Origin of the sequence: Scandinavium sp. M-37 (assembly GCF_043558715.1) — a bacterium.
Taxonomy (GTDB): domain Bacteria; phylum Pseudomonadota; class Gammaproteobacteria; order Enterobacterales; family Enterobacteriaceae; genus Scandinavium; species Scandinavium vulneris_A.
In genome coordinates this window covers 39,879-58,077 of sequence record NZ_JBIGIN010000018.1, presented here as the reverse complement: position 1 = coordinate 58,077, position 18,199 = coordinate 39,879, and the positions used below count along the sequence as shown (strand labels likewise).

Annotated in this window: 16 protein-coding genes; 12 read left to right on the top strand and 4 right to left on the bottom strand. The window is 55.8% G+C overall.

Going from position 1 to position 18,199, the window contains the following annotated elements:
• Window positions 1–5 precede the first annotated feature (5 nt).
• Entirely contained in the window at window positions 6–1,592 is a 1,587-nt protein-coding gene (locus ACG0Z5_RS14375) for a gamma-glutamyltransferase family protein (protein WP_394448435.1), read from the bottom strand.
• A 108-nt stretch (window positions 1,593–1,700) separates the two neighbouring features.
• Here ACG0Z5_RS14375 and ACG0Z5_RS14370 point away from each other — a divergent pair, with 108 nt between their 5' ends.
• The 6 genes from ACG0Z5_RS14370 (at window position 1,701) to ACG0Z5_RS14345 (ending at window position 7,808) form a co-directional block, all read left to right on the top strand.
• Window positions 1,701–2,540, top strand: coding sequence for a MurR/RpiR family transcriptional regulator (locus ACG0Z5_RS14370; protein ID WP_394448336.1), 840 nt, complete (start codon window positions 1,701–1,703; stop codon window positions 2,538–2,540).
• A gap of 175 nt (window positions 2,541–2,715) precedes the next feature.
• Window positions 2,716–3,948: a pyridoxal-phosphate-dependent aminotransferase family protein gene (locus tag ACG0Z5_RS14365; RefSeq protein WP_394448333.1), complete on the top strand. Its 1,233-nt coding sequence runs from the start codon at window positions 2,716–2,718 to the stop codon at window positions 3,946–3,948.
• Window positions 3,949–3,966: 18 nt separating this feature from the next.
• Window positions 3,967–5,712 carry an allantoate amidohydrolase gene (gene hpxK, locus ACG0Z5_RS14360; protein WP_394448433.1) on the top strand — a complete coding sequence of 582 codons (1,746 nt, stop codon included), beginning with the start codon at window positions 3,967–3,969 and terminating at the stop codon, window positions 5,710–5,712.
• Window positions 5,709–6,044: a hydroxyisourate hydrolase gene (gene uraH, locus ACG0Z5_RS14355; protein WP_394448329.1), complete on the top strand. Its 336-nt coding sequence runs from the start codon at window positions 5,709–5,711 to the stop codon at window positions 6,042–6,044. The genes hpxK and uraH overlap by 4 nt, the downstream gene beginning before the upstream one ends.
• 367 nt (window positions 6,045–6,411) lie before the next feature.
• Window positions 6,412–7,119: a hypothetical protein gene (locus ACG0Z5_RS14350; RefSeq protein WP_394448326.1), complete on the top strand. Its 708-nt coding sequence runs from the start codon at window positions 6,412–6,414 to the stop codon at window positions 7,117–7,119.
• A 209-nt stretch (window positions 7,120–7,328) separates the two neighbouring features.
• Window positions 7,329–7,808: an Hcp family type VI secretion system effector gene (locus tag ACG0Z5_RS14345; RefSeq protein ID WP_394448323.1), complete on the top strand. Its 480-nt coding sequence runs from the start codon at window positions 7,329–7,331 to the stop codon at window positions 7,806–7,808.
• 215 nt (window positions 7,809–8,023) lie between these two features.
• Here ACG0Z5_RS14345 and ACG0Z5_RS14340 read toward each other — a convergent pair whose 3' ends face one another.
• Complete coding sequence (locus tag ACG0Z5_RS14340) at window positions 8,024–8,794, bottom strand: amidohydrolase (RefSeq protein WP_394448321.1); 771 nt, start codon at window positions 8,792–8,794, stop codon at window positions 8,024–8,026.
• A 137-nt stretch (window positions 8,795–8,931) separates the two neighbouring features.
• Window positions 8,932–11,376: an acyl-CoA dehydrogenase FadE gene (fadE, locus tag ACG0Z5_RS14335; protein ID WP_394448318.1), complete on the bottom strand. Its 2,445-nt coding sequence runs from the start codon at window positions 11,374–11,376 to the stop codon at window positions 8,932–8,934.
• Between the two features lie 237 nt (window positions 11,377–11,613).
• Here fadE and lpcA point away from each other — a divergent pair, with 237 nt between their 5' ends.
• Both lpcA and ACG0Z5_RS14325 read left to right on the top strand, forming a co-directional pair.
• On the top strand, window positions 11,614–12,195 hold the full coding sequence (gene lpcA, locus ACG0Z5_RS14330) for a D-sedoheptulose 7-phosphate isomerase (RefSeq protein ID WP_319626593.1): 582 nt from the start codon (window positions 11,614–11,616) through the stop codon (window positions 12,193–12,195).
• Window positions 12,196–12,311: 116 nt separating this feature from the next.
• Entirely contained in the window at window positions 12,312–13,079 is a 768-nt protein-coding gene (locus ACG0Z5_RS14325) for a class II glutamine amidotransferase (RefSeq protein ID WP_319626594.1), read from the top strand.
• On the opposite strand, the gene dpaA is transcribed toward ACG0Z5_RS14325, so the two are convergent.
• On the bottom strand, window positions 13,050–13,787 hold the full coding sequence (gene dpaA / locus ACG0Z5_RS14320; RefSeq protein ID WP_394448313.1) for a peptidoglycan meso-diaminopimelic acid protein amidase: 738 nt from the start codon (window positions 13,785–13,787) through the stop codon (window positions 13,050–13,052). The two genes, ACG0Z5_RS14325 and dpaA, sit on opposite strands and share 30 nt — an antisense overlap.
• 403 nt (window positions 13,788–14,190) lie before the next feature.
• Here dpaA and ACG0Z5_RS14315 point away from each other — a divergent pair, with 403 nt between their 5' ends.
• The 4 genes from ACG0Z5_RS14315 to ACG0Z5_RS14300 are packed head-to-tail and all read left to right on the top strand — an operon-like array spanning window position 14,191 to window position 18,194.
• A complete protein-coding gene (locus ACG0Z5_RS14315; RefSeq protein ID WP_394448310.1) occupies window positions 14,191–15,534 on the top strand; it encodes a Na(+)-translocating NADH-quinone reductase subunit A in 1,344 nt (447 codons plus the stop codon).
• Between the two features lie 3 nt (window positions 15,535–15,537).
• Window positions 15,538–16,776 (top strand): NADH:ubiquinone reductase (Na(+)-transporting) subunit B, encoded by a 1,239-nt coding sequence (locus ACG0Z5_RS14310; RefSeq protein ID WP_394448431.1) that lies wholly within the window; start codon window positions 15,538–15,540, stop codon window positions 16,774–16,776.
• On the top strand, window positions 16,769–17,563 hold the full coding sequence (locus ACG0Z5_RS14305) for a Na(+)-translocating NADH-quinone reductase subunit C (RefSeq protein ID WP_394448308.1): 795 nt from the start codon (window positions 16,769–16,771) through the stop codon (window positions 17,561–17,563). Before ACG0Z5_RS14310 ends, ACG0Z5_RS14305 begins: the two co-directional genes overlap by 8 nt.
• Window positions 17,556–18,194, top strand: a complete 639-nt coding sequence (locus tag ACG0Z5_RS14300; RefSeq protein WP_319626598.1) for an NADH:ubiquinone reductase (Na(+)-transporting) subunit D — start codon at window positions 17,556–17,558, stop codon at window positions 18,192–18,194. The genes ACG0Z5_RS14305 and ACG0Z5_RS14300 overlap by 8 nt, the downstream gene beginning before the upstream one ends.
• Window positions 18,195–18,199 lie beyond the last annotated feature (5 nt).

The following is an 18,199-nucleotide window of genomic DNA, read 5'->3' as shown; positions in this document are numbered from 1 at the left end:
GCTCCTTAGAATCCGGCTGCGCTGCCGTTGCTGCGCGGATCGAATGCCCCTTCCAGCATGCCGTTGGGGTGACGCACAATCGCCCCGGCATGGCCCAGCGCTTCACTCATTCCGGGCAACCATTCCACGTCGTGGCCCTTCTCGCGCAGTGCCGTAAACGTCGCTTCACTGAAGCCACCTTCGAGTTTGAGGGAGTCCGTTGCCTGGCCCCAGGTGCGGCCAAGCAGCCAGCGTGGGGCGCAAACTGCCTCCTGCAACGGCATGCCCTGAATCACATGGCGGGTGAATATCGCCGCCTGGGTTTGCGGCTGCCCGTCACCGCCCATGGTGCCGTACACCATGGTCCGGCCGTCTTTCAGCCGCGCCGCCGCCGGATTAAGGGTATGGAACGGCTGTTTGCCAGGGGCCAGCGCCAGGAGATGATTGGGGTCGAGCTGGAACGCCGCACCACGGTTTTGCAGCAGAATGCCGCTTTCCGGCAGCACCACGCCGCTGCCAAATTCGTGATAAATACTCTGGATGAAAGACACCGCCAGGCCGTTGCCGTCGACAACGCCCAGCCAGACGGTATCCCCCGGGCCTTTGCCTTTGCCCCACGGCGCGGCACGGTGATCGTCAATGCTGGCGGCTAACGCCTGCAACGGTGCGCTTTCCAGCAGGCTTTGGACCGGGAGCGTGACGTGGCGCGGATCGGTGATGTATTTATCGCGCAGGCTAAAGGCCCGTTTGGTGGCCTCAACGATGCGGTGAATGGTCTGCACTTCATCGGCGTTGGCCATCTCCAGATGGTCGGTGATGCCAAGGATCGCCAGCGACACCAGCCCCTGCGTGGGCGGCGTCATATTGAAAATCTCGCCCTGCTGGTGGCTAAGTTTGAGCGGCACGCGACGCCGCGCGCGATGGCTGGCGAGATCCTGCCCGGTCAGCGGGCAGCCGGTCGCCTGAAACTCTTCTGCCATCAGCTGCGCCAGCGGGCCACGATAAAAACTGTCGAGACCGTCATTGGCCAGCCGGGTCAGGGTGCGGGCCAGACGCGGCTGACAAAAACGGCTGCCAGCGGTGGGCACTTCGCCGCGTTGTAAAAAGGTTCCGGCAAAGCCCGGCACACCGGAAAGTTCATGGTATTTGCCCTGCGTAGCGCTGGCCTGCGAGCGGGTGACCGGCATTCCGTCGGCGGCGTAGCGAATGGCATCGGCTAGCAGGCGGGAGAGCGGCAGCTGCCCGCCGCCGAGGCTGGCGGAGATCTTCAGCGCTTCATCCCAGCCGCTGATGGTGCCCGGCACGGTCAGCGCTGCTTTCGCGCCACGATGCGGAATGGCAGCGTGTCCGGCGTAATATTCCAGCGTCGCTAATGCGCCAGCGGCCCCGCTGGCGTCAATGGCAATCGGCTCGCCGCCTGGGGGCACAATCAGCCAGAAACCGTCCCCGCCGATGCCGTTCATGTGCGGATAGACCACGGCAATGGTGGCCGCCGCCGCGACCATCGCTTCGATGGCATCCCCGCCGTGGCGCAGGACCGAAAGTGCCGATTCGCTGGCGAGATGATGAGGGGTAACCGCCATGGCCCCCGGGGCCAGATTACTTTGCATGATTTTTGCTCCGTGGATGGTCTTCGGTGTTATCAGGCAAAAAACGTTCCAGATTGACGCCCGGCGTTGGCCTGTGTCAGCTTAAGTGAAACAAAAGTTGCAGGAGAGGGTATGCAGCAGCTCGATGAGCGCCTGAGGGCGTGCTTTAACGAATTGTCACCGCAGGAACAGCGCGTCGCGTCGTTCATCATGGATCATTTTGACGATCTGGTGAGCTATAACAGCGCCGAGCTGGCGCGGCTGAGCGGGGTCTCGAAGGCCACCGTCAGCCGCCTGTTCCGCCATTTGGGTTATGAGCGCTTCAAAGACATGCGCGACGAGCTGCGAACCCTGCGCCAGAGCGGGATGCCGCTGACCGGTGAACGCGATGCGGTGCAGGGTAACACTCTGCTGGCGCGTCACTATAAACAGGAAATGGCCAATCTGACGCAGTGGGTTAACGCCCTGGATGCCAGCCTGTTTGATGAGGTGATCGCCGCGCTGGCGAGCGCCGGGCGGGTGTTTATCGTCGGCCTGCGTAACAGCGCCCCGGTGGCGTTACACCTGCGCCAGCAGTTGATGCAAAGTCGCGGCAACGTCTGGCTGATGCCGCAGCCAGGCCAGACGCTGGCGGAAGACGTGGTGGATATCACCCCGGAAGATTTGGTTATTGTGGTGGCGTTCCGCCGTCGTCCGCGGGTCATTCGTCCGCTGCTGGAAGCGCTGCAGAGCCAGCAGGCGCAGGTATTGGTGATAAGCGAGCCGCAGGCCACCAGCATTCGCACCCGCTGCCGTTGGCATTTTGCCGCCCCGCTGGACAGCGTTTCGGCGTTCGACAGCTACAGCAGCGCCATGAGCTTGGTGAATTTGTTAGCCAATGCCTTGCTGCACAGCACGCTCAGCGAAGGTCGCCAGCGTATTCACCACATCGCCGACCTCTATCACACCCTGGACGAGCTGGAACAGCGCTGATGCCCTGTTATGGTGCAAATGCACCCGCGCAGGGTTCCGTTTTGATTCAGCGATGAGCGAAACATCCGCGATCGCCCGATGAAAAGCGAAAACGCGGGCTGGCACATTCGTTGCAAAAACGATATCAAAGAATCATTCGTTTCAATAACCGGTTTCCAGACCAAAGGATGTGTTCATGTTCGAGGTTCAGCCTTCTTCCGCTATTAACCCTCCGCACCGTTTGTTGATGGGGCCGGGGCCGATCAACGCCGATCCGCGAGTGCTGCGGGCAATGTCCAGTCAACTGATCGGCCAGTACGATCCGGTAATGACCGGCTACATGAATGAAGTGATGACGCTGTATCGCGGGGTGTTCCGCACTGAAAATCAATGGACCATGCTGGTGGATGGCACCTCCCGGGCCGGGATTGAAGCCATTCTGCTGTCGGCCATTCGCCCCGGCGATAAGGTGCTGGTGCCGGTGTTTGGTCGTTTCGGCCACTTGCTGTGTGAAATTGCCCGACGCTGTCGGGCTGAGGTTCACACCATAGATGTCCCGTGGGGCGAGGTGTTCAGCGCCCAGCAAATCGAGGATGCTATCAAGCGCGTTAAGCCGCGCCTGCTGCTGACGGTGCAGGGTGATACCTCGACCACGATGCTGCAACCATTGCAGGCGTTGGGCGAGATTTGTCGCCGCCACGGGGTGCTGTTTTATACCGATGCCACCGCGTCACTGGGGGGCAACGTGCTGGAAACCGATGCCTGGGGGCTGGATGCGGTCTCTGCCGGATTACAGAAATGCCTCGGCGGCCCGTCCGGCAGCTCGCCGATCACCCTCAGCGCGGAAATGGAAGCGGTGATCCGCGCACGTAAATGCGTGGAGCAGGGGATCCGCACCGGGGATCATCAGGATGGTGAAGACGAGATGATCTGGTCGAACTATTTCGATCTCGGGATGGTGATGGACTACTGGGGTCCGGAGCGTTTGAACCATCACACCGAAGCCACCAGCATGCTGTTTGCCGCCCGCGAATGTGCGCGCATCATGCTTGAAGAAGGAATGGATAACCTGATCGCTCGCCACGAGCTGCACGGTCGCGCGATGCTGAATGGCATTCAGGGCATGGGCCTGGAAGTCTTCGGCGATATCCGCCACAAAATGAATAACGTGCTCGGGGTGGTTATCCCGGCGGGCGTGCATGGCGAGGAAGTGCGTCAGCGCCTGCTCAATGATTTCCACATTGAAATCGGCACCTCGTTTGGCCCCCTGGCGGGCAAAATCTGGCGTATCGGCACCATGGGGTACAACGCCCGGAAAGATTGTGTTCTGCAAACCCTGACCGCGCTGGAAGCGGTACTGAATCGTCTGGGCTTTGCCACCATCCAGGGCGCGGCAATGCAGGCCGCCTGGGACACTTACGAGGGGTGATTCATGCCACAGAACATCATGCCAATGAATGCCGAAGAGGCGCGTCTGGCGGCAGAACGCGTCATGGCGCGCAGCAACCAGCTGGCAGAAATCAGTGAAACCCCCGGGGAGCTTACCCGGGTTTACCTCTCGCCCGAACATTTGCAGGCCAACGCGTTGGTGGCGCAATGGATGAACGACGCGGGCATGACCGCCTGGCAGGACGCGGTAGGCAATGTCTGCGGGCGCTACGACGCGCAGCAGGAAGGTGCTCCCGCGCTGTTGCTCGGCTCGCATCTGGATACCGTCCGCAACGCCGGGCGCTATGACGGAATGCTCGGCGTTCTGACGGCGATTGAGATAGTGGCCTGGCTGAACCGCCACGATCGGCGTCTGGCGCAGGCCATCGAAATTGTCGGGTTTGGCGATGAAGAAGGCACGCGCTTTGGCATCACGCTGCTCGGCAGTCGGGGGTTGACCGGTAGCTGGCCGCCAGAGTGGCTGGACTGCTGTGATGCGCAGGGCATCAGCGTCGCGCAGGCGATGGTCAATGCGGGATTAGATCCGGCACGCATCGCCCACGCCGCCCGTTTACCGGAAGAATTTAGCGCCAGTCTGGAGCTGCACATCGAGCAGGGCCCGGTGCTGGAAGGCGAAGATTTAGCGCTCGGGGTGGTGACCGCCATCAACGGCGCCCGCCGCCTGAACTGCCGTTTTGACGGTCAGGCCGGACACGCCGGAACGGTGCCGATGGCTCATCGTCGGGATGCACTCGCCGGAGCCGCCGAATGGATGTTGGCGATTGAACAGCTCACCCAGGCCAGTGACCCCACGCTGGTGGCGACGGTCGGCACGCTGAACTGCCAGCCCGGTGCGGTGAACGTCATTCCCGGCAGCGTCACGCTCAGCCTCGATATTCGCAGCCCGTCTGACGACACGCGCGAAGCGCTGCTGGCAAACCTGCTGGAAAAAGCCCGGCAGATTGCCCAGCGTCGCGGCCTGACGTTCTCCCATGATATTTTCTATACTACCCCTGCCACACCGTGCGACCCGGTGCTCCAGACCACCCTGGCTCGCGCCTGCGACACTGTGCAGGGCAGGGCGCTCAGTTTGCCGAGTGGCGCCGGGCACGATTCAATGGCGTTAGCAGAACGCTGGCCGGTGGCCATGCTGTTTGTGCGCTGTGCGGGCGGGATCAGCCATCATCCGGCAGAGTCGGTTGAACAAGCTGACGTGGCGCTGGCCTTGCAGGCCTACAGCCTGGCGGTACAGGAGACAGCTCAGCCGGATGCGCTCCGGGCTTTCAACAGTGCCAGCGTGGCACAGGCCACGGGGATGATCGCCGCCTGCGTGGCGTTGCCGAAATGGCAGCAATCGCTGGTGGCGGGCCGACCCTATGCCAGCCTCGGCGCTATTTTGGAAAAGGCCGCTGCGCTCAGTGAACGCTGGCAATTGCCTGAGCTGGAATCTGCCCTACAGGCGCATCCGCGCATCGGCGATAAGCCCAAGGACCTGTCAGCCGAATCGTCGTTCTCGCGTCAGGAACAAGCCTCGGTCAACAGCCACGACGCCGCGCTGGCTCAGGCGCTGGCGCAGGGGAATGCAGACTACGAGGCACGATTTGGACGCGTCTTTCTGATCCGCGCCAAAGGGCGCAGTGGGGAAGAAATCCTTGCCAATCTCAACCAGCGGCTGAAAAATAGCGACGCCGACGAAATTCAGGAGGCGCTGCGTCAACTGCGTCAAATCACCCAGCTTCGTCTGGAAGGAGTATTCGCCCGATGAGCCATATTTCGACCCATATTCTTGATACTTCACTCGGCAAACCGGCGGCAGGGGTCGTGATCCGCCTCGAAAAGCACACCGCGACCGGCTGGCAGTGGGTGAAAGAAGCACAGACCAACGCCGACGGACGCATCGGCGCGATGGCCGAAGGAGAACTCGCGCCAGGCCGTTATCGGCTGACAGCGGAAATCGGCGAATGGTTTGCCCGGACCGGGCGCGAAACGCTCTACCCGAGTGCGCAAATTGACGTGACGCTACCCCGCAGCGGCGAACACTACCACTTACCGTTTTTGATTGCCCCGTGGGGCTGGTCGACGTATCGGGGATCGTGACATACGCCATTGCCTTGGCCTGTATCAGGAAATGGCGTGTCTAAGAAGTTCGGGATCGTATTCAACACCATTGCAAAAATGATATTTCGTCAAAATACTACGGCAGATTTGAGTGTTTTTATAAAAATGGAGATGTATTGATATGAGAAGAAAAATTAAAATAACTTAGAATGCAGTGCGAGTTAAAATAATAACTAAATATTCACATAACTAATAAATTAAAACCTTCTATCATTTGGCATTATAGAAATAGAAGGTTTTTTTGCATTTGACTGCCCATTAACGAAATTATGATGACGGTCACACTTGTATATCACCATGTGATATACAAGTACTTTGATACAGTGAGGTTATATAGGGATATAACATGTACCACAGTAATTTAATCATCAGCAGGATTGAGTCTGACAGAGCGTTGGCGCTTAAACTGGAACGTGCATTATCTGGAGTAAAGGACTTGGTTTCTGAACAGCTTAACACTATTGGCGACGGGGCAAGACGGTTAAGTTATTATGCCTCCTGCCTGACTGACAATTATGATGATGTGTGCATGAAGATGAAAGAGGAGGATTTCAGGTTTCTGTTAGGTATTAGTCAAATTTATAAAAACAGACAAATTATATCAGAAATGATACGGATTTACGTCGAGGACTTATTGCAAAGAAGAAATCCAGATAGCATAACATCGATACAACGTAACTTGATGTATTTGAATGTTAATGTCTCAAGTGGGCAGCTAACAAAAAGGGGGCTTGTTTATTCACTGACAAAATCGATATGTTTTAGTTTAAATATAAACACTTCAATTGATTTTGCATTGAGTAAGCTAATAACAAAGTATGGTGTGATAGGACTTAGTGGATTTGGTATGTATGGCGTATTTCAACATGCTGCTGAGTGTGCGGATATATTAAGATTGCGCTCACCACATTATTATGATTTATTATATGTGAAAAAAATTGAAATGATGTACTTTTTGATTGAGCCTGTCATAGATAAAAGTCAATATATAAACAAATCATACGCAAGTGATTCTGAGATCGCAAATTCTATAGCAAGAATGGTGAGGTCATGAAATTATTCCTCAAAAGATTTATTAGGTTTGAATGTGTTGATTTCCTCTTGAGTTATATTCCAGTATTCTTAATAATAATCATATCTTTGTTTGTAATAGCATATATTCCTGATTCTAAAGTTGCGATACCAATTATTGGGGTTGTTGTTATTGTTGTTTATGCAATAACAATGATAATTGCAAAATACATAAAATATTAAGGAAAGAAAATGTCAATTCCAGCATATATGTGGCTTACCGATGAAAAAAATACGCCAATTGCAGGGCCATGCTTAATGCCAACGCGTCTGGGGTCATTTGAAATAAAATCATTCACACATGGTATATGGATACCAGCGGATGGTAATACTGGAAAATTGACGGGTACGCGGCTCCACCAACCGATCACGTTCGAGAAAGAATTCGATAGGGCAACACCGATGCTCTACCGTGCGTTATGTGAAGGAAGAATACTAAAGAGCGCCACAATAAGGTTATATCATATTGTTGATGCGGGTATGGAAGTTGAATATTTTAATATAATGATGGAGAACGTTAAAATTGTATCCATAAATCCTCTATTAGCACCTACTGGGAATGTCAGTACGCATACAGAGGAAATTCAGATGCGTTACGAAACTATAACATGGCTAAATGTTGATGGGCATATAATTTATAAAGATTGTTGGAACGAAAGAACTACCGCATAACTCCATGAATATGTTGAAAAGGGATTATGTTTGGAATCCATTTATATTTTATTTCTATGCTCCATAATTCTGATCAACAATTCATCCGTATGCGGCCTGTTCCCAGGAATCAACATAGCCCTATGATTAACCAGACTGTCACTCGTCAACCAGCACTAAAATTTAAGCGCTTCGAGGAAAGAAGCGCTAATAGGGGTGAAATCAGAAGGGAAGTATCAACTGAGGGTAAACGCGTCGGCGTCCTGCCAGGCGGGAAATTTCTCTCGATAGTCGGTTAACGCCGTCAGCGACAGTTCGGCATGGATCAGCGTTGCCTGATGTGGTTCGGCGGTGGCGATAATTTCACCCTGCGGGTCAATCACCCGGCTATCGCCGCGATAGTGATGTCCGTTACCGTCGGTGCCGACGCGGTTGCAGCCAAGGACATAAGCCTGGTTCTCAATGGCGCGCGCGGTGAGCAGCGCCTGCCAATGCAAGGAACGCGGAGCTGGCCAGTTGGCGACGTACAGCACCAGATCGTAATCATTACGGTTGCGCGACCACACCGGGAAACGCAGGTCGTAACACACCAGCGGCAGAATGCGCCACCCGCGCCATTCAAACACCACGCGTTCATTGCCCGCTTCATAATGGTGATGCTCATCGGCCATACGGAACAGATGGCGTTTGTCATAGCGATGCACGCTGCCTTCCGGTTCCACCAGCAGGAAGCGATTCACTGGACCACGCTCGGTTTGCAGCGCGGCGCTGCCCGCCACCAGAGCGTTAGTTTGCTGTGCTTTTTCATGCATCCAGGCAATGACGTCTTCTTCCGGCAGCGACTGGACCGCCGCTTCCATCGCAAAACCCGTGGTGAACATCTCTGGCAGCACAATCACATCGCGTCCGTGGATTTGTTCCAGCTGTCTGTCGAAATGACGCAGGTTGGCGGGGCCATCCATCCACACCAGAGGTTGTTGTAACAGTGTTACTTTCAGATTGGGCACAGTTATAAACTCCCGATTGCAGGCTAACGAGTCACTGCTCTACCTTATCAGGATTTCAATAAAAAAAGCGGAGAAGATTCTCCGCTTTTAGGGCTGATAAGCAACGCGTCGCCGGACGATGAGGTTAGGGAATAACCTTATGCGGCTTCAACCTTGCGCACTTTCTCTGGCAGCTTTACCGGCTTAGTTGCCAGCGCGTCGGCGTCAAAGTCGTCAACGTTAATGCTGCGCAGACGGCTGGTTTCCGCTTTGATCAGCACATCCGCATCTGCCTGGTCGATAAGTCCTTTGGCCAGCGCGTTACGCGCCAGTTCATCGAGACGGGTGAACGGCAGGTTTTTACCCAATTCTTTGCAAATACGCTGATGAATCGGATCGGCTGCCATCACGTCAATCAGCGCTTCTTCCAGCAGACCCACCGGGTTGTGCGCGCTCGGCGTCAGATATTGACCGCGACCGATACGGGAACGGGTGGCGCTTGGAACCTGCAGGATTTTCGCTACGGCGTGATCCAGTTTGTCCGATGGGGCGGTGTAGTGACGCCCGGTCGGGAAGATAACGACGCGCATCATGCCCGCTACAAACCCGTTCGGGAAGTTACGCAGCAGGTCGTCCATCGCCTGTTCAGCCTGATGCAGCGCATCCTGAACGCCCCAGTGAACCAGCGGCAGATCCGCTTCGTTACGACCTTCGTCGTCGTAGCGTTTCAGCACCGCAGAGGCCAGATACAGCTGGCTCAGCACATCACCCAGACGGGCAGAGATGCGTTCGCGGCGCTTCAGGCTGCCGCCCAGCACCGCCATCGAGACGTCAGACAGTAGCGCCAGGTTGGCACTCAGGCGGTTCAGGTGCTGATAGTAACGACGGGTAGCGTCGTGGGTCGGCGTGCTGCTGGTCAAGCCGCGCGTCAGGCCCAGCCAGAAACTGCGCACTTTATTGCTGCCGACGTGGCCGATATGTTTAAACAGCAGCTGGTCGAACGCGTTCAAATCTTTATTCTGCGCCGCAGCCATCTCTTCCAGCACGTACGGATGGCAGCGGATCGCCCCCTGACCGAAGATCATCATGCTGCGGGTCAGAATGTTTGCGCCTTCGACGGTGATCGCAATCGGTGCGCCCTGATAGGCACGGGCCAGGAAGTTACCTTCACCGAGCATGATGCCTTTCCCGCCGGTAATATCCATCGCATCAATAATTGACTGCTGACCGCGATGGGTACAGTGGTACTTCACGATTGCCGACAGCACCGCCGGTTTTTCGCCGAGCATAATGCCGTAGGTAATCAACGACGCCGCAGCATCCATCACGTAGGCGTTGCCTGCGATACGTGCCAGCGGCTCTTCAATCCCTTCCATTTTACCGATAGAGATTTTGAACTGACGGCGGATGTGCGCATATGCCCCCGTTGCCATCGCTACCGATTTTACGCCGCCGGTCGAGTTAGACGGCAGGGTAATACCGCGGCCCACGGACAGGCATTCCACCAGCATACGCCAGCCCTGACCGGCCATTTTTGGCCCGCCGATAATGAAATCGATCGGCACAAAGATGTCCTGACCACGGGTCGGGCCGTTTTGGAACGGCACGTTCAGCGGGAAGTGACGACGACCAATTTCCACGCCCGGCGTACCGGTTGGGATCAGCGCACAGGTAATACCTAAATCTTCTTCGCCGCCCAGCAGTTTGTCCGGGTCAGAAAGTTTAAATGCCAGACCGAGCACGGTCGCAATCGGTGCGAGGGTGATATAGCGTTTGTTCCAGGTCAGGCGCATACCGAGAACCTGCTCACCCTGCCACTCGCCCATACACACCACGCCGGTATCCGGGATCGCACCCGCATCGGAACCCGCTTCCGGGCTGGTCAGCGCGAAGCATGGAATTTCCTGGCCGCGTGCCAGACGCGGCAGGTAATGATTTTTCTGCTCGTCGGTGCCGTAATGTTGCAGCAGTTCGCCCGGACCAAGGGAGTTCGGTACGCCAACGGTGATCGCCAGGATCCCCGACACGCCGGACAGCTTTTGCAGCACGCGAGACTGCGCATAGGCAGAGAACTCAAGGCCGCCGTACTCTTTCTTAATGATCATCGCGAAGAAGCGATGCTCTTTCAGATACGCCCACAGTTCCGGTGGCAGATCCGCCAGTTCATGGGTTATCTCGAAGTCGTTCGCCATACGGCACGCTTCTTCCACCGGGCCATCAATAAACGCCTGTTCTTCCGGCGTCAGGCGCGGCTGCGGATAGTTGTGCAGCTTTTTCCAGTCGGGATTACCCTGGAACAGATCGCCTTCCCACCAGGTGGTGCCCGCGTCGATCGCTTCTTTTTCAGTACGCGACATCGGCGGCATCACTTTGCTGAACGTCCGGAACACTGGCGCAGAAATCATCGCCTTACGCATCGGCGTCAGGTTTAGCGGCAGTAGAATCAGCGCCAGCGGAACCAGCAGCCAGATATTCCACAGGCCCGCGGCCGCCAGCGCACCGGTCCACACCAGCAGGATAAGGCTGCTGAGCAGCAGGTTAACCCGGTGATAAAAGAGCACCCCGAGTAACACGATGGTTGCAACAATACTCAAAATCATCATAAAGAAATGCTCCCTTGCTTGTAGGAGGTCTGACCACTTGTGATGATATGGTTGTAGTAGATGTGATTTCTTTTATCAATGTGTTTACAAAATAATTACAACCTGGCTCACACTGTTGTCGCTTTTGGGGGCACGGAAGATCAAAAGCCGCGGGGATAACTGAGGTGAATGCTTCTCGCTTTATCCGCTATCCGTTACACTGCTGGGGTTAAACATCTAAGCGGAAGGACACTCCTCATGTACCAGGATCTGATTCGTAACGAACTGAACGAAGCAGCTGAAACGCTGACCAATTTTCTCGCTGATGAAGCGAATATTCACGCTATCCAGCGTGCGGCAGTGCTGCTGGCTGACAGCTTCAAAGCGGGCGGGAAAGTGCTTTCCTGCGGCAACGGTGGCTCTCACTGTGACGCGATGCACTTCGCCGAAGAGCTGACCGGTCGCTACCGTGAAAACCGTCCGGGCTACCCGGCGATTGCCATTTCCGACGTCAGCCATCTCTCCTGCGTCAGCAACGATTTTGGCTATGAATATGTGTTCTCTCGTTACGTTGAGTCCGTTGGCCGTGCAGGCGATGTGCTGTTGGGCATCTCCACTTCCGGTAACTCAGGCAACGTGATTAAAGCGATTGAAGCGGCGCGTGCCCAGGGCATGAAAGTGATCACCCTGACCGGCAAAGACGGCGGCAAAATGGACGGTTCTGCCGACGTGGAAATTCGCGTGCCGCACTTTGGCTATGCCGATCGCATCCAGGAAATTCACATCAAAGTGATCCACATCCTGATCATGCTGATTGAAAAAGAGATGGTAAAAGCATAAGTGTTAGCGGGGGCTTGCCCCCGTTTTATGTGTACGCTCGTCATACTTTAAGCTGCAGGTGAGCTGGTTTGCCGCCTTCCTGCAGCTCGAATTATTTAGAGCGAGAGAGGTGAACTATGTGCGAACTGCTCGGGATGAGCGCCAATGTGCCAACCGATATCTGCTTCAGTTTTACCGGGCTGGTACAGCGCGGGGGCGGCACCGGGCCGCATAAAGATGGCTGGGGAATTACCTTCTACGAGGGTAAAGGCTGTCGCACATTTAAGGATCCGCAACCGAGCTTCCAGTCACCTATCGCCAAACTGGTGCAGGATTATCCGATCAAATCCTGTTCGGTCATTGCCCATATTCGTCAGGCGAATCGTGGCGAAGTGGCGCTCGAAAATACCCATCCGTTTACCCGCGAACTGTGGGGCCGTAACTGGACCTACGCCCATAACGGGCAGCTGACCGGCTATAAGTCGCTGGAAACTGGCCAGTTCCGTCCCGTTGGAGAAACCGACAGCGAAAAAGCCTTTTGCTGGCTGCTGCACAAGCTGACCAGCCGCTATCCGCGCACGCCGGGCAATATGAATGGGGTGTTTAAATACATTGCGTCGCTGGCAGATGAACTGCGGGAGAAAGGGGTGTTCAACATGCTGTTGTCGGACGGGCGGTATGTGATGGCGTTCTGCTCGACCCATCTCTATTGGATAACGCGTCGGGCGCCGTTTGGCGTGGCAAAGCTGCTGGATCAGGACATGGAAATTGATTTTCAGAGTGAAACCACACCGAACGATGTGGTCACCGTGATTGCCACTCAGCCGTTAACCGGTAATGAAACCTGGCACAAGATTATGCCAGGCGAGTGGGCGTTATTTTGTCTCGGGGAGCGCGTAGTTTGACGCCAGCTGCGAGCGGACTTCGTGACTCAGCGGCTTGCTGACGACGTAGCGTCCGCTCTGAACCGTCACCATCGGCGGTTTATGGGTCTGCTCGAAGTAGTCGTAACCCGGCTTCAGCTGCGCCCAGAAGTCTTTGTAGTAAGAGAACTTATGGCGCTGCATATTGGCGTCGGTCATGCGGAACGGATAGATGCTGACCTGCACGCTTGACTGGCCAAACACCAGCGCCCCGGTCACGAACTGGAAAATCTCATCAATGCCGGAGTCGGTCATGGCATAGCAGCCAATCGACACGCAGGCCCCGTGGATCATCAGATACTTCCCTTCATAGCCGTGCGCGCGGTCGTAGTCGTTCGGAAAACCAATATTAATGGCTTTATAAAAACGGCTATCCGGTTTCAGCTGGCTGCGGGAGACGTTGTAGAACCCTTCCGGGGATTTGAAATCGCCCTGGCGCTGTTTCGGACCGAGGCCGCCGGAGTAGTTACAAATCTTATAACTGTCGAGCAACTGGTAGGTTTCACCCATCTTCACGTAGAGATCAAGGGCGCGCTCTTCTTTGAAGATCTGGATATATACCGGCGATCCCATTAACTGCTGCTTAAATTCTTTGCTGACCGGCGTGGACGAGCTATTACTGCTAAGCAAACCGGCAAACGAAACGCACGGGATCAACAGCATCGCAAGTAACAATGCGATTTTGCGCATACTACATGTTCCTTGATAAAACGGTGAAGCCAGGCCGGGAGGCCCGAAATTAGGGTTCAAAATCAGAATTATCTTGATTTGGTGCGCTCACATTATCATCACCAAAGTTTTTCGCAAGCCCGGAAAGTGGGGTTTACAAATTACTTTAGCGTTATACCTGCTTTTTATCGCAATAGCAGTCAGAACTTTGCGCATTCGCTCGCAAATAATGACCTGCGAGCCGCGTAAATGCTGCGTTTCTGTGCGATATCCTGTAAACTTCCCGCGATTCACGACCAGGTTAAGAAAGGATGCTTTACTCTCATCGTACTGCCGTCAGCAGCGCACTCTGGCATCGGTTTTCCTTTCTTGTTTTTCTCTACGCTGGGTTTAGTTGTAACGTTTACGGATACCTGCTAACGACATGATTAAAATCACAAAAGGGCTAAATTTGCCCATCGCTGGCGCACCGTCACAGCACATAGCCGACAGTCCCGCCGTCTCACGCGTGGCGGTGCTAGGCGAAGAATATATGGGGATGCGCCCTTCCATGGCCGTTCAGGAAGGCGACCGGGTGCTAAAAGGCCAGGTGCTTTTTGAAGACAAAAAGAATCCCGGGGTGCGTTTCACCGCTCCGGCGAGCGGGCTCATTAGCGCCATTCATCGAGGCGAGCGCCGTATCCTGCAAGCGGTGGTGATTGATATTGATGGCGACGATGCCGTCACATTCCCCCGTGTGGACTCGACGGAACTGACCACCCTCCCTCGCGAAGCGGTTCAACAGCAGCTGCTGGAATCCGGCCTGTGGACCAGTCTGCGCACCCGGCCTTTCAGCAAAATTCCTGCGCCTGACAGCGTTCCAGTGGCCATTTTCGTGACCGCTATCGACACCAATCCGCTGGCGGTCGATCCGCTGCCTGTCATCTATCAGCACCGCGATGCGTTTAACGCCGGGCTAACGGTACTGTCGCGTCTGACCGATGGCAAAGTACACGTCTGCCAGGCCAGCGGTGGCAAGCTTGGCGGGCATCCGCTTGGGCAAGTGACCTACAACGAATTTGGCGGCCCGCATCCGGCAGGATTACCCGGGACGCACATTCACTTCCTTGAACCAGTCAGCCTGAATAAGCAGGTGTGGCATCTCAATTACCAGGACGTTATCGCCATTGGCAAACTGTTTGTCGACGGTGAGTTGTGGACCGAACGCGTGATTGCGCTGGCAGGGCCGCAGGTAAAAACCCCACGTCTGGTGAAAACCCTGCTTGGGGCGAGCCTCGAACAGCTGGTGCAGGGCCAACTGGCCGACGGTGAAAATCGGGTGATTTCCGGATCGGTGCTTAACGGCACGCACGCTCAGGGACCGAACGCCTTCCTCGGGCGCTATCACCTGCAGGTGAGCGTCGTAAAAGAAGGGCGCGAAAAAGAGTTGTTTGGCTGGGTGATGCCCGGCAAAGACAAATTCTCGATTACCCGCACTACGCTCGGGCATTTCCTTAAGCGCAAGCTGTTCAACTTCTCCACCGATACTAACGGCGGCGAACGGGCTATGGTGCCGATTGGCAACTACGAACGCGTGATGCCGCTGGATATTCTGCCGACGCTGCTGCTGCGTGACCTGTTAGCCGGTGACACCGACAGCGCGCAGGCGCTGGGTTGTCTGGAACTCGACGAAGAAGATTTAGCGCTCTGCACCTACGTTTGCCCAGCGAAATACGAGTATGGGCCGGTGCTGCGTGACGTCTTAACCCGCATTGAGCAGGAAGGATAAGTGATGGGCTTGAAAAATCTGCTGGAAAAAATTGAGCCGCACTTTACCCACGGCGGCAAACTGGAAAAGTACTACCCGCTGTATGAAGCCGCGGCGACTATTTTCTATACGCCAGGTCTGGTGACCAAAGGTGCCTCGCACGTCCGTGATGCCATTGACCTGAAACGCATGATGATTCTGGTATGGCTGGCGGTGTTCCCGGCGATGTTCTGGGGCATGTACAACGTTGGCCTGCAAACCATTCCGGCGCTGCATAAGCTGTACGGACCAGAGCAATTACAACAGGTCATCGCCGGGAACTGGCATTACGCCGCCGCGCAGTGGCTGGGGGTTAACTTTGGCCCGGACGCGGGCTGGCTAAGCATGATGGGGCTGGGCGCGGTATTCTTCCTGCCTATTTACCTCACCGTGTTTATCATCGGCGGTTTCTGGGAAGTGCTGTTCGCTATTGTGCGCAAGCATGAAATCAACGAAGGCTTCTTTGTTACCTCGATTCTGTTCGCGCTGATTGTGCCGCCGACCCTACCGCTTTGGCAGGCCGCGCTCGGCATCAGTTTTGGTGTCGTCATCGGCAAGGAAATCTTTGGCGGTACCGGACGTAACTTCCTTAACCCGGCGCTGGCCGGGCGCGCCTTCCTGTTCTTCGCCTATCCGGCGCAAATCTCCGGTGATCTGGTGTGGACCGCCGCTGACGGTTTCTCCGGTGCGACCCCGCTTTCACAGTGGGCGAGTAAGGGCGGAGAAGCGTTGGTCAACATCACCACCGGGCAGCCGGTGACGTGGATGGACGCGTTCCTCGGCAATATTCCGGGGTCGATTGGTGAAGTCTCAACCCTGATGATCCTGCTGGGAGGGGCGATCATTATTTTTGGTCGCGTTGCCTCCTGGCGCATCGTCGCGGGCGTGATGCTCGGCATGATCGCCACCGCTACGCTGTTCAACCTGATTGGCTCTGCCACTAACCCGATGTTTGCCATGCCATGGTACTGGCATCTGGTGCTCGGCGGCTTTGCCTTCGGCATGATGTTCATGGCGACCGACCCGGTGTCGGCATCGTTTACTGATAAAGGGAAGTGGTGCTATGGCGCACTGATTGGCGCGATGTGCGTGCTGATCCGCGTCGTGAACCCGGCCTATCCGGAAGGAATGATGTTGGCGATTCTGTTTGCCAACCTCTTTGCGCCACTGTTCGATTACCTGGTGGTGCAGGCCAATATCAAGCGGAGGAAGTCGCGTGGCTGAAGTGAAAAGTAACGATAGCATCGGCAAAACGCTGCTGGTGGTGCTGGTGCTTTGCCTGGTCTGCTCGGTTATCGTAGCCGGGTCAGCGGTGGGGCTGAAACCTCGCCAGCAGGAACAGCGCGCGCTGGATAAACAGCGCAATATTCTGGCCGTCACCGGGCTAATGCAGCCGGATATGAAGCCCAATGACGTGGCCTCACTCTTTGCCGAACGCATTACGCCGCGTCTGCTGGATTTGAAAAGCGGCACGCTGCTGGATAAAGACCCGGCTTCCTTTAACCAGGGACTGGCGTTAAAAGATCCGGCACAGAGCACTCAACTGGATGCCAGTGAGGATCCTGCAGGTATCAAACGTCGCAGCAACGTGGTCGAAATCTATCTGGTGAAAGACCCGCAGCAGAAAGTGCAGCAGGTGGTATTGCCGATTTACGGCAACGGCCTGTGGTCGATGATGTATGCGTTTGTGGCCCTCGACACCGACGGGCGCACGGTGAAAGGCATCACTTACTACGACCAGGGCGAAACCCCGGGGCTGGGCGGTGAAGTCGAAAACCCGAACTGGCGTCAGCAGTTCATCGGCAAGAAAGTCCTTGATGATAACGGCATGCCTTCGCTGAAAGTGGTGAAGGGCGGCGCACGTCAGGGCGATGAATACGCGGTGGATGGGCTTTCCGGTGCGACGCTTACGTCGAACGGCGTACAGCACAGTTTTGATTTCTGGATGGGGGAGCAGGGCTTTGGTCCGTTCCTGAAACAGATGCGTGAAGGAGGCCTGAACAATGGCTGAGCTCGGTGATATGAAAGAAGTAAAACGGGTGCTGACGGGGCCGCTGGTCGCCAACAACCCGATTGCGCTGCAGGTGCTGGGCGTCTGCTCGGCGCTGGCGGTTACCACCAAGCTGGAAACGGCCTTCGTGATGACCATCGCGGTGACGCTGGTGACGGCGTTTTCCAGCATGTTCATCTCAATGATCCGCCACCACATTCCGAACAGCGTGCGCATCATTGTGCAGATGGCGATCATCGCCTCGCTGGTTATCGTGGTCGATCAGCTGCTGCGGGCCTATGCCTATGAAGTCTCCAAACAGCTGTCGGTGTTCGTTGGGCTTATCATCACCAACTGTATCGTGATGGGCCGTGCAGAGGCCTACGCCATGAAATCCCCGCCGCTGGCGAGCTTTATGGATGGCATCGGTAATGGCCTGGGCTATGGCGCGATCCTGATGATTGTCGGGTTCCTGCGTGAACTGATTGGCAGCGGCAAACTGTTCGGCATCACCGTCCTGCAAACCGTGCAGAACGGCGGCTGGTATCAGCCGAATGGCCTGTTCCTGCTCGCGCCGAGCGCCTTTTTCATCATCGGTCTGATTATCTGGGCGCTGCGTAGCTGGAAGCCGGAACAGCAGGAGAAGGAGTAACCGAT

What these genes read in the sequence shown, in the direction of transcription:
- ACG0Z5_RS14310 (WP_394448431.1), top strand. Translation starts at nt 15,538, where the DNA reads ATGGGCTTGAAAAATCTGCTGGAAAAAATTGAGCCGCACTTTACCCAC.
- hpxK (WP_394448433.1), top strand. Translation starts at nt 3,967, where the DNA reads ATGCCAATGAATGCCGAAGAGGCGCGTCTGGCGGCAGAACGCGTCATG.
- ACG0Z5_RS14325 (WP_319626594.1), top strand. Translation starts at nt 12,312, where the DNA reads ATGTGCGAACTGCTCGGGATGAGCGCCAATGTGCCAACCGATATCTGC.
- fadE (WP_394448318.1), bottom strand. Translation starts at nt 11,376, where the DNA reads ATGATGATTTTGAGTATTGTTGCAACCATCGTGTTACTCGGGGTGCTC.
- ACG0Z5_RS14365 (WP_394448333.1), top strand. Translation starts at nt 2,716, where the DNA reads ATGTTCGAGGTTCAGCCTTCTTCCGCTATTAACCCTCCGCACCGTTTG.
- ACG0Z5_RS14370 (WP_394448336.1), top strand. Translation starts at nt 1,701, where the DNA reads ATGCAGCAGCTCGATGAGCGCCTGAGGGCGTGCTTTAACGAATTGTCA.
- uraH (WP_394448329.1), top strand. Translation starts at nt 5,709, where the DNA reads ATGAGCCATATTTCGACCCATATTCTTGATACTTCACTCGGCAAACCG.
- ACG0Z5_RS14345 (WP_394448323.1), top strand. Translation starts at nt 7,329, where the DNA reads ATGTCAATTCCAGCATATATGTGGCTTACCGATGAAAAAAATACGCCA.
- lpcA (WP_319626593.1), top strand. Translation starts at nt 11,614, where the DNA reads ATGTACCAGGATCTGATTCGTAACGAACTGAACGAAGCAGCTGAAACG.
- dpaA (WP_394448313.1), bottom strand. Translation starts at nt 13,787, where the DNA reads ATGCGCAAAATCGCATTGTTACTTGCGATGCTGTTGATCCCGTGCGTT.
- ACG0Z5_RS14300 (WP_319626598.1), top strand. Translation starts at nt 17,556, where the DNA reads ATGGCTGAGCTCGGTGATATGAAAGAAGTAAAACGGGTGCTGACGGGG.
- ACG0Z5_RS14315 (WP_394448310.1), top strand. Translation starts at nt 14,191, where the DNA reads ATGATTAAAATCACAAAAGGGCTAAATTTGCCCATCGCTGGCGCACCG.
- ACG0Z5_RS14350 (WP_394448326.1), top strand. Translation starts at nt 6,412, where the DNA reads ATGTACCACAGTAATTTAATCATCAGCAGGATTGAGTCTGACAGAGCG.